Origin of the sequence: Paenibacillus sp. HB172176, assembly GCF_011947265.1 — a bacterium.
Taxonomy (GTDB): domain Bacteria; phylum Bacillota; class Bacilli; order Paenibacillales; family Paenibacillaceae; genus Pristimantibacillus.
On record NZ_JAATHD010000005.1, the window covers coordinates 86,856 to 101,768 of the forward strand.

Below are 14,913 nucleotides of genomic sequence, written 5' to 3' on the forward strand. Positions count from 1 at the left end.
GTGACGCCGCAAGTCGATAAAGTCGACTTAGGAGAGTAGAAGCGGGCCTGTGTGATGCCGTAAGTCGATAAAGTCGACTTGGAGGAGCAGAAGCGGGCCTGTGTGACGCCGTAAGTCGATAAAATCGACTTGGAGGAGCAGAAACGGGCCTGTGTGGCGCTGCAAGTCGATAGAGTCGACTTGGAGGAGCAGAAGCGGACCTGTGTGACGCCGTAAGTCGATAAAATCGACTTGGAGGAGCAGAAACGGGCCTGTGTGGCGCTGCAAGTCGATAAAGTCGACTTGGAGGAGCGTGACGCCGCAAGTCGATAAAGTCGACTTAGGAGAGTAGAAGCGGGCCTGTGTGATGCCGTAAGTCGATAAAGTCGACTTGGAGGAGCAGAAGCGGGCCTGTGTGACGCCGTAAGTCGATAAAATCGACTTGGAGGAGCAGAAACGGGCCTGTGTGGCGCTGCAAGTCGATAGAGTCGACTTGGAGGAGCAGAAGCGGACCTGTGTGACGCCGTAAGTCGATAAAATCGACTTGGAGGAGCAGAAACGGGCCTGTGTGGCGCTGCAAGTCGATAAAGTCGACTTGGAGGAGCAGAAGCGGGCCTGTGTGGCGCTGCAAGTCGATAAAGTCGACTTGGAGGAGCAGAAGCGGGCCGGAGTGGTGCCGCAAGTCGATAAAGTCGACTTGGAGGAGCAGAAGCGGAGTTTTAGGTGTAGAAAGTAACTCTGCAGAGTGGGTAAGTGCTGAAATGGGCGCTGCAGGTGTAGAAAGTAACTATGCAGAGTGGGAAAGTGCCGAAATGGGCGCTGTAGGTGTAGAAAGTAACTCTGCAGCAAAAAAGGCGCCGCATGCGGCGGCGCCAACAAACCAACAAACCAACAAACCAACAAACCAACAAACCAACAAACCAACAAACCAACAAACCAACAAACCAACAAACCAACAAACCAACAAACCAACAAACTTCCAACCAACGAACCAACCCGCCTAACCCCAATCAACCGACCGCCCCGACCTCAGTCAACCAACCTAACTCTCACCACGTCCCGCTCTACACTTGCTCAACACATGCTCTACACCAGCTTCCTAATCGTGAAGTTCTCGCCGAGCACGTACCAGTTCTGCGGGAACGGCACGCCGAGCACCCAGTAGCTGACGCCGCGGAGCTTGTTCGTTTTGACAAAATCGAATTTGGCTTGCACGCTGCGGGCGTCCTCGAACCATACCACATGCTCCTTGCCTTCTTCGTCATAGTAGCCGTACCAAGGCGATTGGGACTCCGTGTCATATTGAATTTCAGCGCCGTATTTCGCGGCCCGGACGACGGCTTCGTACGGGCTGACGGTCGGCGCCCAAATGCCGCCTTGCACGTAGGGCAATGTCCAATCGTAGCCGTAGAGCGGCATGCCGAGCATGATTTTCTCCGGCGGCATGACGCTCAAAGCGTAATTCACCACCTTGGCCACCTCGTTCAACGGAGCGACCGCGCGAGGCGGACCGCCCGACCATCCCCATTCGTAGGTCATGAGCACGACGAAATCCAATATTTTGCCCATTGCTTCATAATCATGCGCTTCGTACAGCGTGCCCATCTGCTCGCCGGACTGCTTCGGCGCCAGCGCCGCCGAGACGAGATAATTGTATTGATGCATTTCGTTCACGAGATTCTGCAGAAATTCATTGTAGAGCGTTTTGTCAGCCGGCGGTACATATTCGAAGTCTACATGAATGGCCAGATACCCTTTCAGCTTCATTACCGCTACGCACTCGGCGATGACCGCCGTCTGGATAGCGGCGTTCGATACGACCGCATGCGCAATATCCGGACTGAAGCTCCCATTCTCGAAATTCGTAATGACCATCATCGGAGCGACGCGCTTCTCGTAAGCGGCGGCGATGACGCCTTCGTCATTGATCGGCGTTAGCTCGCCGTTCACTTTCACGCGATAGCTGAACGGGCTGAGGTAGGTTAGATATTCCCCCACATCGCGTACCAACTGGACGCCGTCGGCGCCAAATTTCTCCGTATATGCGTTCACCTCGATTATCGGCTTGCTGCCGGCGGGAATTTGCAGCACTTGACCGGGAAAGATCAAAGCCGGATTTCGGATTCTGTTCGCTTTGGCGAGCTCTCTCACCGACAGACCGTAGCGCTGACCGATGCTCCACAGTGTATCCCCGCTTTTGACGGTATAAGTTGTTCCAATGCTTGGAGTGGGGATGATTACGGCTTCCCCGATAACAAGTATGCTTTGCTGGGACAGCCCGTTAGCCGAATAGACCGCCTCTAATGGAATGTTGTAGGTTTGCGACAGCTGCCATAAGGAATCGCCGGATTTAACCGTATGAATGTACATAACGTTAGCCTCCTTTTTAGAGGGGTATTCAATCATGTGCTGAAAACGGAACATTCCGAACACGCAGGATTAGCGGGTTCTCCTTAGAAAATTGCACTCTATAACATCTATATTCAAGAGAGCGGCGTTCTAGTCTTGTTCATAGAAGAGCAAGTCAATGGGCAAAGTAAGTGGGAATGGTTTACAAAATAGTTTGATGTTCGCCAAAACCATGCTTATGCGTTGAAAAAGCGAACTTTAATAATTGACATGTTCAAATTGTTCGTATTTCATTGACAGTACGAAGGCTATTGGATAAACTAAAGTAGCTTTGAAATGAGTCGAATATTGACCGCCTGCATTTCTGGCAGGGAAACTTCTGCAACGGCCCCGCGGCGAGAGATGCAACACCTGCTGAAGGGCTTTTTCTATTTGAATAAGGTATTATTCAACCTATAAGAATGCATAAGTTGCGTCGCACTTATCAGGTTCTTATCTGTCTCGTGAAATCGCTCTTGTCAAATACGACAGAGTGTTTCATCTTGACCATACTGAATATAGAAAGTGGGTTTGTGAAAATGTCTGCTAAGGTAGGCGTCATCATGGGCAGCAAGTCAGACTGGGACACCATGAAGCTGGCATGCGATGTTCTGGAGGAGCTTGAAATCCCTTATGAGAAGAAAGTCGTTTCGGCGCATCGCACGCCGGAGCTTATGTTCGAATACGCGGAATCAGCCGCCGAGCGAGGTCTGAAGGTCATCATCGCCGGAGCTGGAGGAGCCGCACATCTGCCCGGCATGGTCGCTGCGAAGACGATTTTGCCGGTAATTGGCGTTCCCGTGAAATCCTCGAATTTGAACGGTCTCGATTCCTTGCTCTCCATCGTGCAGATGCCCGGGGGCATCCCGGTAGCGACTGTCGCGATTGGCAATGCTGGCGGCACGAACGCGGGCTTGCTCGCGGCGCAGATGATTGGAGCGTTCGAGCCCGAAGTGCAAGCCCTCGTTCAAGCAAGGCGCGATCGCGTGAAGCAGGAAGTGCTGGAAAGCAGCGAAACGTTATGAGCGGCAATGACGTGAAGACGATTACGCGCACCATATTGCCAGGCAGCACGATCGGCATTCTCGGCGGCGGCCAGCTCGGACGCATGCTTGCGAATGCGGGAAGCGCGATGGGTTATCGATTCGTGACGCTCGATCCGACAGAGGACGGTCCAATGGGACAAGTGTCCGAGCAGATTACGGCGGCTTATGACGATCATGGAGCTGCGCTTAGACTCGCGGAACGTTCGGATGTCATTACCTATGAATTTGAAAATGTGGACGCCGAGGTGGCGGCGATGCTGATGTCGGAATCCTACGTACCCCAAGGCAGCGAGCTGCTCTACACGACACAGCATCGCCTGAGAGAGAAGGCGGCCATCACAGCCGCCGGTGTTCCGGTAGCTCCGTATCGCGAAATTGCCAGTGAGGAAGAGCTTCGCGCCGGCGTCGCCAGCTTCGGTATGCCGTGCGTGTTGAAGACGGCCATGGGCGGCTATGACGGCAAGGGACAATGGGTCATCCGCAGCGAGGAAGAGATTCCCGAAGCTTACGAGATGTTAAGCAAGGCGAAAACGGAGCTCGTGCTGGAGCAATTCATCGCCTTCGACAAGGAAATATCCGTTATTGCCGCGAGAAGCACGAATGGTGAGATCAAGGCATTCCCGCCCGCGGAAAACATTCATGTCGAAAATATTCTACATCTGTCGATCGTTCCTGCGCGCATCAACGAGGAGCTGCAGAGGAAAGCGGAGCAGCTTGCCGTTCGTATTGCGGAGAGCATGAATGTCGTCGGTCTGATCGCCGTCGAGCTGTTCGTCACGAAGGATGGAGCGCTGTTCGTGAACGAGCTGGCGCCAAGGCCGCATAACAGCGGGCACTATACGATGGAGGCTTGCCGAACCTCGCAATTCGAGCAGCATATCCGCGCGATTTGCGGTTTGCCGCTGGGCGACACGACACTGATGAGCCCGGTCGTGATGGTGAATGTGCTCGGTCAGCATGTCGAGCCCGTCGTGAAGCGGATGGCCGAGCGGGACGAGCTCGCCGATAAGCTGGGCGTCGCTCCGAAGCTGCATCTCTACGGCAAGAAGGACGCCGTGTTCAAACGCAAGATGGGGCATATCAATGTGCTGGCATCCACGATAGACGCCGCACTCAAATGGATAGAAGAGACAACTATTTGGAAGGTGTGAAGGATTCATGTTAGATCGTTACAGCAGACCGGAAATGAGAGCCATCTGGACCGAGGAGAACAAGTTCAAAGCTTGGCTGGAGGTTGAGCTTTGCGCATGCGAGGCTTGGTCCGAGCTAGGCGTTATCCCGAAGGAGGATGTGGCGGCGCTACGCGAGAAAGCGAGCTTCGACATCGACCGCATCTACGAAATCGAGCAAGATACGCGCCATGACGTAATCGCGTTCACGCGCGCCGTATCCGAGACTGTCGGATCTGAACGGAAGTGGGTGCATTACGGCCTGACGTCGACGGATGTTGTCGATACGGCGCTTGGCTATTTGCTGCTGCAGGCCAACGGAATTTTGCTTAAGGATATCGAGCGCTTCATCGGCATTCTTCGCGAGAAGGCGATTCAGTACAAGGAAACGCCGATGATGGGCAGAACGCATGGCGTTCATGCCGAGCCTACCACCTTCGGCCTGAAGCTGGCGCTTTGGCATGAAGAGATGAAACGGAACCTGGAGCGCTTCAAGCATGCGGCTGAAGGCGTTCAATTCGGCAAGATGTCTGGCGCTGTAGGCACCTACGCCAACATTGATCCTAGAGTTGAGCAATTCGTATGCGAGAAGCTCGGCATTACAGCCGCTCCGATCTCGACACAGACGCTGCAGCGCGACCGTCACGCCGAATATATGGCGACGCTGGCGCTGATCGCGACTTCGATGGACAAGTTCGCAACCGAAATTCGCGCGCTTCAGAAGAGCGAATTCCGCGAGGTGGAGGAGCCTTTCGCAAAAGGTCAGAAGGGCTCGTCGGCGATGCCGCATAAGCGCAATCCGATCGGCTGCGAGAATATGTCCGGTCTGTCTCGCGTCATTCGCGGACATATGCTGACCGCCTACGAGAACGTGCCGCTGTGGCATGAGCGCGATATTAGCCATTCTTCGGCGGAACGGGTTATTTTGCCGGATTCAACGATGCTGCTGAACTATATGCTTAACCGTCTGGGCAATATCATCGCCAACCTGACCGTGTTCCCGGAAAATATGAAGCGCAACATGAGCGCGACCTACGGCGTGCCGTTCTCCGGCCGCGTCATGACGAAGCTGATCGACAAAGGCTTCTCCCGTGAGCAAGCCTACGACACGGTTCAGCCGCGCGCAATGCAGGCCTGGGAAGAGCAGCGTCAATTCCGCTCGATCGTTGAAGATACGAAGGAAATTACAGAGGCTTTGTCCGCGGAAGAGATCGAGGATTGCTTCAATCCGACATGGCATTTGAAGCATGTGGACACAATCTTCGCTCGTCTGGGCTTGAACTAAGGGGGAAACGTCGAACAATGACTGCAGATTCGAACGTATTGGCAATATCCACCGCCGTCGATTATGTGAAAGCGCCGCTTGTCTACAAGGGCAAGGTGCGCGAGCTGTACGATCTGGGCGAGCATTTCCTCATCGTCGTAACGGATCGCATCTCGGCCTTCGATTATGTGCTGGAGCCGGCTGTTCCCGACAAGGGCAATGTGCTGAACAGCTTATCCGCATTCTGGTTCGAGATCACGAAGGATCTCATCGAGAATCATGTCGTGCACACGGACGTGACCAAGCTGGGCGAGCTCGTCACCGAGCCAGAACTTCTTAAGAATCGAATTATGGTTACGAAAAAAGCCGAGCGAATTGATATCGAATGCGTCGTTCGCGGGTATATAACAGGAGGGGGCTGGCGTCAGTACCAGCAAACCTCCTCAATCAACGGCATTAAGCTGCCGGAGGGCATGCGGAAGAACGAGCATTTTGCCGAGCCGATCTTCACCCCGGCCGCAAAGAACGATGTCGGGCATGACGAGGATATCTCCTTCGAGAAGATGTCCGAGCTTGTAGGCGCGGAGCTCTCCGCAGAGCTTCGCGAACGCAGCATCGAGCTGTACAAGTTCGCGCACGGCTACTGCGAGGAGCGCGGCATTATTCTCGCCGATTGCAAATTCGAATTTGGACTTATCGACGGCAAGGTGATTCTGATCGACGAGATCTTCACGCCGGATTCCTCGCGATTCTGGTCGGAAGCGAATTACGCTTATGATGTAGAAATCGACAGCATGGACAAGGAGCCGGTGCGAGCCTATCTGCTCGGTTCCGATTGGGACCGCGACAGCATGCCGGCGCCGCTGCCGGATGTGGTCGTTCAGGCGACAACCGCGCGTTACCGCGAGATTTACCGCCGTTTGACGGGAACAGAGTTGGAATAGTTTTACGAAAATTAAAATCTTTTTTCAGGAGGCAATTATGAAGGCAACGGTCTATGTCACGATTAAAGAGAATGTACTCGATCCGCAAGGTACGGCGGTGCAAGGTGCGCTTCACTCGATGGGCTTCGCAGAAGTAGGCAAGGTGCGCATCGGCAAATATTTGGAGGTCGAGCTGGATACGAACGACCGCAGCGAAGCGGAAGCAAGGCTGAAGGTGATGTGCGAGAAGCTGCTCGCCAACACGGTTGTAGAAGACTACCGTTTCGAACTGGAGGGTTAATTCCATGAAATTTGCAGTACTCGTATTTCCAGGCTCCAATTGCGACATCGACTGCTTCAAGGCGGTGGAATCCACAATCGGCCAATCCGTCGACTATGTCTGGCATACCGCGACCGACCTGTCGGCTTACGACGCGATTCTCGTTCCCGGCGGCTTCTCTTACGGCGATTATCTGCGCTGCGGCGCGATCGCGCAATTCGCCGGCGTGATGAACGAAGTGAAGAAAGCTGCCGAGCAAGGCAAGTACATCCTCGGCATCTGCAACGGCTTCCAGATTTTGACCGAAGCGGGCTTGCTGCCAGGCGCTCTAATCCGCAATACCGGCATCAAATTCCGTTGCCACGCGACAATGCTTGAGGTTGTGAATAATGAAACGCCGTTTACGAATCAATACTCGCAGGGCGAGCTTATTAATATTCCGATCGCGCATGGCGAAGGCAACTACTTCTGCGACGAAGCGACGCTTGCCGAGCTGAAGGCGAACAATCAAATCGTATTCCGCTATGCGGGCGACACCAATCCGAACGGTTCAATCGAGAACATTGCCGGAATCAGCAACAAAGCGGGCAATGTGGTCGGCATGATGCCGCATCCGGAGCGCGCCGTTGATCAGTTGCTAGGCTCGGAAGACGGAACGCGGATGTTTACATCGATTTTGAACGCATGGAGGGAACAGCATGGCGCAGCAGTTAACGGCTAAAGAACCAACGGCAGAACAAATCGCGGATCAGCGGATCTATACGCAATTCGGCGTGACGGACGAGGAATATTCGCTCATCTGCGGACATCTCGGACGCAAGCCTAATTATACAGAAATCGGAGTATTCAGCGTCATGTGGTCCGAGCATTGCTCCTACAAAAATTCGAAGAACATTCTGAAACGCTTCCCGATTACGGGACCGCGCGTATTGATGGGTCCGGGCGAAGGCGCCGGCATCGTCGATATCGGCGACAACCAAGCGGTTGTGTTCAAGATCGAATCACATAACCATCCATCAGCGGTAGAGCCGTATCAGGGCGCTGCTACCGGCGTCGGGGGCATCATCCGCGACATCTTCTCGATGGGCGCGCGTCCGGTGGCGCTGCTCAACTCCTTGCGCTTCGGCAATCTGAAGAACGAGCGCGTGAAATATTTGTTCGAGCATGTGGTCAGCGGCATCGCAGGTTACGGCAATTGCATCGGCATTCCGACCGTTGCGGGCGAGGTCATGTTCGACGAGAGCTACGAAGGCAATCCGCTCGTTAACGCAATGTGCGTCGGCTTGATCGATCATGACAAAATCCAGCGCGGCGTAGCCAAGGGCGTTGGCAATCCGGTATTCTACGTGGGACCGGCTACGGGCCGCGACGGCATTCACGGCGCGACCTTCGCGTCGGTCGAGCTGTCTGAGGAATCCGAAGAGAAGCGCACGGCGGTGCAGGTCGGCGATCCGTTCATGGAGAAGCTGGTTATGGAAGCGACGCTCGAGCTGATCGATTCCGGCATCGTGCTCGGCATTCAGGATATGGGCGCGGCGGGTCTTACCTGCTCCAGCGCGGAGATGGCGTCGAAGGCGGGCAACGGCCTTGAGCTTTACCTCGACGAGGTGCCGCAGCGCGAGACGGGCATGACGCCTTACGAGATGATGCTGTCCGAGTCGCAGGAGCGTATGCTGTTCGTCGTCGAGCCTCAGCATGAGGCGCAAGCGAAGGAGATTTTCGATCGGTGGGGCATTATTTGCGCCAAGGTCGGCAAGGTAACGGATGATGGAAGCCTGAGATTGTTCCACAAGGGCGAAGAAGTGGCGAATATGCCGGTGAAGGCGCTTGTCGACGAGTGTCCGGTATACAACAAGCCGTCTGCGGAGCCTTCCTACTACACGAAGCATGGCGCGGTTGACGCGGGTGGATTCCAAGAAATTACGGATTTGACCGGCGCACTGGAGCAAATTCTCGCATCTCCTACAGTAGCGAGCAAAGAATGGGTATATAACCAATATGACTATATGGTTCGCACAGCTACGGTAGTGCAGCCGGGCTCCGATGCGGCTGTCGTCCGAATCGACGGCACGCGCAAGGCGCTGGCGATGACGACGGACTGCAACGGCCGCTATGTCTATCTCGATCCGGAGATGGGCGGACGCATCGCAGTGGCCGAAGCGGCGCGCAATATTGTATGCTCCGGCGCCGAGCCGCTCGCGGTGACGGATAACCTCAACTATGGCAACCCGGAGAAGCCGGATGTGTTCTGGCAGCTGGAGAAGTCGGCGGACGGCATGGCTGAAGCCTGTGTAGCGCTCGACACGCCGGTAATCGGCGGCAATGTCAGCTTGTACAACGAGAACGCAAAGGGCGCGATCTACCCAACGCCAGTTATCGGCATGGTCGGCCTCGTACACGACATTGATCATGTGACGACGCAAGGCTTTAAGTCGGAGGGCGATGTGATCGTGCTGATCGGCGAAACGAAAGCGGAATTCGGCGGCAGCGAACTGCAATATGTTCGCGACGGCGCTCCGTCGGGACGTCCGCCTGTGCTTGACCTGAAAGTCGAGAAGAAGGTTCAAGGCGCGGTGCTTGGAGCGATTCAGAAGGGGCTAGTCGCATCCGCGCATGACTTGTCGGAAGGCGGTATCGCGGCGGCGCTGGCCGAATCCTGCATCAGCGGCGGAATCGGCGCGGAGGTATCGCTGACAAGCGAGCTTCGTCCGGATCATCTGCTCTTCAGCGAATCACAGTCCCGCATTCTGCTGTCGGCGAAGCCCGAGCAAGCGAAAGCTCTTACGGCTTGGCTTACGGAGCAAGGCGTGGCGAACGCGGCAATCGGAGAGGTCAACGGAAGCAGCCTGAACATCAACGTCAACGGAAAAGCCGGCATCAACGCGCCGGTCAAACAACTGGAGAAGGTTTGGAAGGATGCGATTCCATGTCTGATGAATTAAAGAGTCCCGAGGGACATTCTCTCTGGACGGGAAATCATTATAACGAGGGCATCGGCCGCGATGATATCTTCGACAAGCTGCGGGAGGAATGCGGGGTGTTCGGGGTGTTCGGTCATCCCGATGCCGCCGGACTGTCCTATTACGGGCTTCACGCGCTTCAGCATCGCGGAGAAGAGAGCGCGGGCATCTGCACGGTCGATACGGCGGACAATAACAAGTTCAGCTATTATCGGGGAATGGGTCTCGTCAAAGAGGTGTTCACGAAGGACAATCTGGATATGCTGTCGGGCGACCGCTCGATCGGCCATGTCCGTTATTCTACCGCCGGAGAGAGCAAGCTGGCGAATGCTCAGCCGCTAATCTTCCGATACCGTGACGGAGATCTCGGCGTAGCCACTAACGGGAATATCGTCAACGCTCCGGAAATCCGCCGCGAGCTCGAGCAAGGCGGCTCGATCTTCCAGACGTCGAGCGACACCGAGGTTATCGCGCATCTTATCGCGCGTTCGCCGAAGGACTTCGTCACGGCGGCGAAGAAAGCGTTGCAACGCATAATAGGCGGCTTCGCCTTCCTGATCATGACCAACGACAAGCTGCTCGTCGCCTCCGACCCGCATGGCTTAAGACCGCTGGCGATGGGCCGCCTTGGCGACGCGTATGTGTTCTCGTCCGAGACCTGCGCGTTCGAGACGATCGGCGCCGAGTACGTGCGCGACGTGCAGCCGGGCGAGCTGCTCATTCTGGACAGCGACGGCATGCGTGTCGACCGCTATGCGGATGTGGGCCGCAGAGCGACCTGCGCGATGGAATATATTTATTTTGCAAGACCAGACAGCGATATTAATACGATCAATATTCACTCCGCCCGCAAGCGGATGGGTCAGAAGCTCGCGCATGAATCCTTCGTTGACGCAGATATTGTGACCGGCGTGCCGGATTCGAGTATTTCCGCAGCCATCGGGTATGCCGAGCAGACGGGCATTCCTTACGAGCTGGGACTTATCAAGAACAAATATACCGGCAGAACATTCATTCAACCGTCGCAGGAGCTTCGGGAGAAGGGCGTGAAGATGAAGCTGTCGGCGGTGCGCAAGGTGGTCGAGGGAAAACGCGTCGTCATGATCGACGATTCGATCGTGCGCGGCACGACCTCCCGCCGCATCGTGAACCTGCTTCGCGAAGCGGGAGCGACGGAGGTGCATGTGCGCATCACATCGCCGCCGTTCAAAAATCCATGCTACTACGGCATCGATACGCCGGATCGCAACGAGCTCATCGCTTCTTATCGGACGGTGGAGGAGATTCGCAAGGAAATTAATGCGGATTCGCTGGCTTTCCTGACGGACAGCGGATTTATCGAAGCGGTTGGCGGCAATGACGGCGCTTATAACCGCGGCATGTGCCTGGCTTGCTTCGATAATGATTATCCGACGCCTGTTGACGAGGAAGCGGAGAAGAGCTGCAGCTGCTAGTTGCGAGCGCGCGGATGCTGCAGATCGGGATTTGATTCCTGCTGCTTTGAAAAATGAGACTGCGAGCAGCAAGCAGCATGAATAGGCATGATTGTATAGGATTGAATTTGTGCAAGAGAAAGGGTGGGCGAATTGTCAGAAGCGTATAAGAAGGCCGGAGTCGACATTGCCGCGGGCAACGAAGCGGTCGAGCGGATGAAGAAGCATGTGAAGCGTACCTTCCGTCCGGAGGTTATGGCGGAGCTGGGCGGCTTCGGAGGTTTGTTCAGCCTGAATAAGGACAAATACGACGAGCCCGTGCTGGTATCGGGCACCGATGGCGTCGGAACGAAGCTGAAGCTTGCTTTCGCGATGGACAAGCATGACACCATCGGCATTGATGCCGTGGCGATGTGCGTGAACGATATTATCGTGCAGGGCGCCGAGCCGCTGTTCTTCCTCGATTATCTCGCTTGCGGCAAGGTTGTGCCCGAGAAGATCGAAGCGATCGTCGCCGGGATTTCCGAGGGCTGCGTGCAATCCGGCTGCGCTCTGATCGGCGGTGAGACCGCCGAGATGCCTGGCATGTATTCCGATGAGGAATACGATATCGCGGGCTTCACGGTCGGCATTGTCGACAAGAAGAAAATGATCGACGGCTCCACGATCGCTCCCGGCGACGCGGTTATCGGCTTCGCTTCGAGCGGCATCCATAGCAACGGCTTCTCGCTCGTTCGCCGTTTGCTTCTTGAGGAAGCGGGCTACAAGCTGGAGCAAGAGCTTGACGAGCTTGGCGGCGCGAAGCTTGGCGATGTGCTGATCGAGCCTACCCGCATCTATGTGAAGCAGGCGCTGAAGCTGATCGAGCAAGTGAATGTGAAGGGCATGGCCCATATTACGGGAGGCGGCTTTATCGAGAACATTCCGCGCGTCCTGCCGGATGGCGTGAACGTCGATATCGCTTACGGCTCATGGCCGATTCTTCCGATTTTTGAATTGATGCAAAACAAAGGGAATATTACGAATCGTGACATGTTCACGACGTTCAATATGGGAATCGGCCTTGTCGTTGTCGTGCCGGCGGACGAGGCTGAAGCTGCGCTCAGAATTAGCGAAGAGCTTGGCGAGAAGGCTTACCGTATCGGGACCGTTACGGAAGGAAGCCGCATCGTCACCTTCACGGGAGCGGAAGTCTAATGGCTCCGCTGCGCATCGCGGTATTCGCATCCGGCAATGGCACGAATTTCGCGGCAATGGTTCGCCGGATGCGTGAAGGGAAGCTCGATGTGTCCATCGAGCTTCTTGTTTGTGACAAGGCTTCCGCGCCGGTAATTGGAAGAGCGCAGGAAGCCGGCATTGATACCTTCGTCTTCCGGTCGAAGGATTATCCAAGCCGCGAGGATCATGATCAGGCGATTGCGGAGGAGCTGCGGAAGCGCGGAGTCGAGCTGATCGTGCTCGCGGGATACATGCGAATTATTACGAATGTATTGGTAGAGCCTTATTATGGACGGATGATCAATGTGCATCCTTCGCTGTTGCCGTCGTTCCCGGGCGTGAATGCGATTCAGCAAGCCCTGGACCACGGAGTGAAAGTAACGGGCGTCAGCGTTCATTATGTGGACGGCGGGCTCGACAGCGGCCCGATTATCGCGCAGCAGGCTGTCGAGATTGAAGCAGGCGACACGGAATCGACGCTGGCCCAGCGGATTCATGCGACAGAGCAGCAGCTGCTGCCGGGCGTTATTCAAGCGATTGCTCATGGCAAGGTGAGGTTGAATGTGCGCAAGGTTGAGTTTCATTAATTTAATTGGAGGGGATAGGCGTGGCGATTCGCAGAGCGTTAATCAGTGTGTCGGACAAGACCGGCATTGTGGAATTTTCCAGAGAATTGGCTAATCAAGGCGTTCAAATTATTTCGACGGGGGGCACGTTCAGCCTGCTGCAGAAGGAAGGCATTCCGGTTATCGGCATTTCCGATGTGACGGGGTTCCCCGAAATTCTGGACGGCCGCGTGAAGACGCTGCATCCCGCCGTACATAGCGGCTTGCTCGCCGTTCGCGACAGCGAGGAGCATCAGAAAGCGATGCAGAAGCTAGGACTGGATTATATCGATCTGGTCATCGTCAATTTGTATCCGTTCAAGGAAACGATTGCGAAGCCGGATGTGACCTATGAGGACGCGATCGAAAATATCGATATCGGCGGCCCTACCATGCTTCGTTCCGCAGCGAAAAATCATGCGTTCGTAACTGTTGTTGTGGACGCAGGCGATTACGATGTTGTGCTGGAGGAAGTGAAGGCTGGCGGCGATACGACACTCGAGACACGCAAACGTCTGGCGGCGAAGGTATTCCGTCATACAGGCGCTTATGACGCGCTGATCGGCGATTACTTGTCCAAGCTGGGCGGCGAGCCGCTGCCGGAGAAATACACCGTTACTTACGAAAAGGTGCAGGATCTCCGTTATGGCGAAAATCCGCATCAGAAGGCGGCCTTCTACAGCAAGCCGCTTGCTTCCGCAGGCAATGTAACGACAGCGGAGCAGCTTCACGGCAAAGAGCTGTCCTACAACAACATTAACGACGCGAACGCCGCGCTATCGATTCTGAAGGAATTCGACGAGCCGGCTGTCGTCGCGGTCAAGCATATGAATCCATGCGGAGTGGGCATCGGCGCTACGATTCACGAGGCGTACCAGAAGGCTTACGAAGCGGATTCGACTTCGATCTTCGGCGGAATTGTAGCCGCGAATCGCGAAATTGGCGCGGACACGGCTGAACTGCTCGGCAGCATCTTCCTTGAAATTATTATCGCTCCGGATTATACGCCGGAAGCGCTGGATATTCTGACGAAGAAGAAGAACATTCGTCTGCTGAAGCTCGGCGAGTTGACCGCTGCGGCGGAACGCAAGCCGGAATGGCTTGTTACGTCGGTAGACGGCGGCATGCTGGTGCAAGAGAGCGATGTTCACAGCTTGACGGAGGCGGATCTCAAGGTCGTAACGAAGCGTCAACCGACTGCTCAAGAGATGAAGCAGCTGTTGTTCGGCTGGAAGGTCGTGAAGCATGTGAAATCGAATGCGATCCTGCTCGCGAAGGATGATATGACCGTAGGCGTTGGCGCTGGTCAGATGAACCGCGTGGGAGCGGCGCGTATTGCTATCGAACAAGCCGGTGAGAAGGCGATTGGCGCCGCTCTTGCTTCGGATGCGTTCTTCCCGATGGGAGATACGGTCGAGCTTGCTGCGAAGGCGGGTATTACGGCTATTATTCAGCCGGGCGGATCGATTAAAGATGAGGAATCGATCGCTATGGCGGATGCCCATAATATTGCGATGGTTGTGACAGGCGTACGTCACTTCAAGCATTAATAGAGTCAGGTCTTATTGTCCATTCTCCTGCGCAATAGAAGTCGCACACGTCCGGTTTCTGGTGCAGGAGGGGAATTGATGGGTGCTTGCAAGTACGG

General features: G+C 55.3%; 14 protein-coding genes. 13 read left to right on the plus strand and 1 reads right to left on the minus strand.

Annotation, left to right across the window (positions count from 1 at the left end; translation table 11 throughout):
- The first annotated feature begins 547 nt into the window (after window positions 1-547).
- Both HFP08_RS09350 and HFP08_RS29490 read left to right on the plus strand, forming a co-directional pair.
- Complete coding sequence (locus tag HFP08_RS09350) at window positions 548-715, plus strand: hypothetical protein (protein WP_168120328.1); 168 nt, start codon at window positions 548-550, stop codon at window positions 713-715.
- A 25-nt stretch (window positions 716-740) separates the two neighbouring features.
- Complete coding sequence (locus HFP08_RS29490) at window positions 741-983, plus strand: hypothetical protein (protein WP_206109223.1); 243 nt, start codon at window positions 741-743, stop codon at window positions 981-983.
- A gap of 82 nt (window positions 984-1,065) precedes the next feature.
- Here the strand turns inward: HFP08_RS29490 and HFP08_RS09360 are convergent, their stop codons facing one another.
- On the minus strand, window positions 1,066-2,349 hold the full coding sequence (locus tag HFP08_RS09360) for a LysM peptidoglycan-binding domain-containing protein (RefSeq protein WP_168120329.1): 1,284 nt from the start codon (window positions 2,347-2,349) through the stop codon (window positions 1,066-1,068).
- A 557-nt stretch (window positions 2,350-2,906) separates the two neighbouring features.
- On the opposite strand from HFP08_RS09360, the gene purE reads away from it, so the two are divergent.
- From purE to purH, 11 genes are all read left to right on the plus strand, one after another.
- Window positions 2,907-3,392, plus strand: coding sequence for a 5-(carboxyamino)imidazole ribonucleotide mutase (gene purE, locus HFP08_RS09365; protein ID WP_168120330.1), 486 nt, complete (start codon window positions 2,907-2,909; stop codon window positions 3,390-3,392).
- A complete protein-coding gene (gene purK, locus HFP08_RS09370; RefSeq protein ID WP_168120331.1) occupies window positions 3,389-4,564 on the plus strand; it encodes a 5-(carboxyamino)imidazole ribonucleotide synthase in 1,176 nt (391 codons plus the stop codon). Before purE ends, purK begins: the two co-directional genes overlap by 4 nt.
- Before the next feature lie 7 nt (window positions 4,565-4,571).
- Window positions 4,572-5,867 carry an adenylosuccinate lyase gene (gene purB / locus HFP08_RS09375; RefSeq protein WP_168120332.1) on the plus strand — a complete coding sequence of 432 codons (1,296 nt, stop codon included), beginning with the start codon at window positions 4,572-4,574 and terminating at the stop codon, window positions 5,865-5,867.
- Window positions 5,868-5,905: 38 nt separating this feature from the next.
- On the plus strand, window positions 5,906-6,790 hold the full coding sequence (locus HFP08_RS09380; RefSeq protein WP_168120518.1) for a phosphoribosylaminoimidazolesuccinocarboxamide synthase: 885 nt from the start codon (window positions 5,906-5,908) through the stop codon (window positions 6,788-6,790).
- A 34-nt stretch (window positions 6,791-6,824) separates the two neighbouring features.
- Window positions 6,825-7,070 (plus strand): phosphoribosylformylglycinamidine synthase subunit PurS, encoded by a 246-nt coding sequence (purS, locus tag HFP08_RS09385; protein WP_206109220.1) that lies wholly within the window; start codon window positions 6,825-6,827, stop codon window positions 7,068-7,070.
- Window positions 7,071-7,074: 4 nt separating this feature from the next.
- On the plus strand, window positions 7,075-7,770 hold the full coding sequence (gene purQ, locus HFP08_RS09390) for a phosphoribosylformylglycinamidine synthase subunit PurQ (protein ID WP_168120334.1): 696 nt from the start codon (window positions 7,075-7,077) through the stop codon (window positions 7,768-7,770).
- Window positions 7,748-9,991 carry a phosphoribosylformylglycinamidine synthase subunit PurL gene (purL, locus tag HFP08_RS09395; RefSeq protein ID WP_168120335.1) on the plus strand — a complete coding sequence of 748 codons (2,244 nt, stop codon included), beginning with the start codon at window positions 7,748-7,750 and terminating at the stop codon, window positions 9,989-9,991. Before purQ ends, purL begins: the two co-directional genes overlap by 23 nt.
- Window positions 9,976-11,463 carry an amidophosphoribosyltransferase gene (gene purF, locus HFP08_RS09400; RefSeq protein ID WP_168120336.1) on the plus strand — a complete coding sequence of 496 codons (1,488 nt, stop codon included), beginning with the start codon at window positions 9,976-9,978 and terminating at the stop codon, window positions 11,461-11,463. The genes purL and purF overlap by 16 nt, the downstream gene beginning before the upstream one ends.
- A gap of 132 nt (window positions 11,464-11,595) precedes the next feature.
- The gene (gene purM, locus HFP08_RS09405) at window positions 11,596-12,639 is read left to right on the plus strand and encodes a phosphoribosylformylglycinamidine cyclo-ligase (RefSeq protein ID WP_168120519.1); all 1,044 of its coding nucleotides are present in this window, start codon (window positions 11,596-11,598) and stop codon (window positions 12,637-12,639) included.
- Window positions 12,639-13,247 carry a phosphoribosylglycinamide formyltransferase gene (gene purN / locus HFP08_RS09410; RefSeq protein WP_168120337.1) on the plus strand — a complete coding sequence of 203 codons (609 nt, stop codon included), beginning with the start codon at window positions 12,639-12,641 and terminating at the stop codon, window positions 13,245-13,247. Before purM ends, purN begins: the two co-directional genes overlap by 1 nt.
- Window positions 13,248-13,267: 20 nt before the next feature.
- Entirely contained in the window at window positions 13,268-14,815 is a 1,548-nt protein-coding gene (purH, locus tag HFP08_RS09415) for a bifunctional phosphoribosylaminoimidazolecarboxamide formyltransferase/IMP cyclohydrolase (RefSeq protein WP_168120338.1), read from the plus strand.
- The last annotated feature ends 98 nt before the right edge of the window (window positions 14,816-14,913 follow it).

What these genes read in the sequence shown, in the direction of transcription:
- purK (WP_168120331.1), top strand. Translation starts at nt 3,389, where the DNA reads ATGAGCGGCAATGACGTGAAGACGATTACGCGCACCATATTGCCAGGC.
- purQ (WP_168120334.1), top strand. Translation starts at nt 7,075, where the DNA reads ATGAAATTTGCAGTACTCGTATTTCCAGGCTCCAATTGCGACATCGAC.
- purN (WP_168120337.1), top strand. Translation starts at nt 12,639, where the DNA reads ATGGCTCCGCTGCGCATCGCGGTATTCGCATCCGGCAATGGCACGAAT.
- purE (WP_168120330.1), top strand. Translation starts at nt 2,907, where the DNA reads ATGTCTGCTAAGGTAGGCGTCATCATGGGCAGCAAGTCAGACTGGGAC.
- purL (WP_168120335.1), top strand. Translation starts at nt 7,748, where the DNA reads ATGGCGCAGCAGTTAACGGCTAAAGAACCAACGGCAGAACAAATCGCG.
- HFP08_RS09360 (WP_168120329.1), bottom strand. Translation starts at nt 2,349, where the DNA reads ATGTACATTCATACGGTTAAATCCGGCGATTCCTTATGGCAGCTGTCG.
- HFP08_RS29490 (WP_206109223.1), top strand. Translation starts at nt 741, where the DNA reads ATGGGCGCTGCAGGTGTAGAAAGTAACTATGCAGAGTGGGAAAGTGCC.
- purB (WP_168120332.1), top strand. Translation starts at nt 4,572, where the DNA reads ATGTTAGATCGTTACAGCAGACCGGAAATGAGAGCCATCTGGACCGAG.
- purF (WP_168120336.1), top strand. Translation starts at nt 9,976, where the DNA reads ATGTCTGATGAATTAAAGAGTCCCGAGGGACATTCTCTCTGGACGGGA.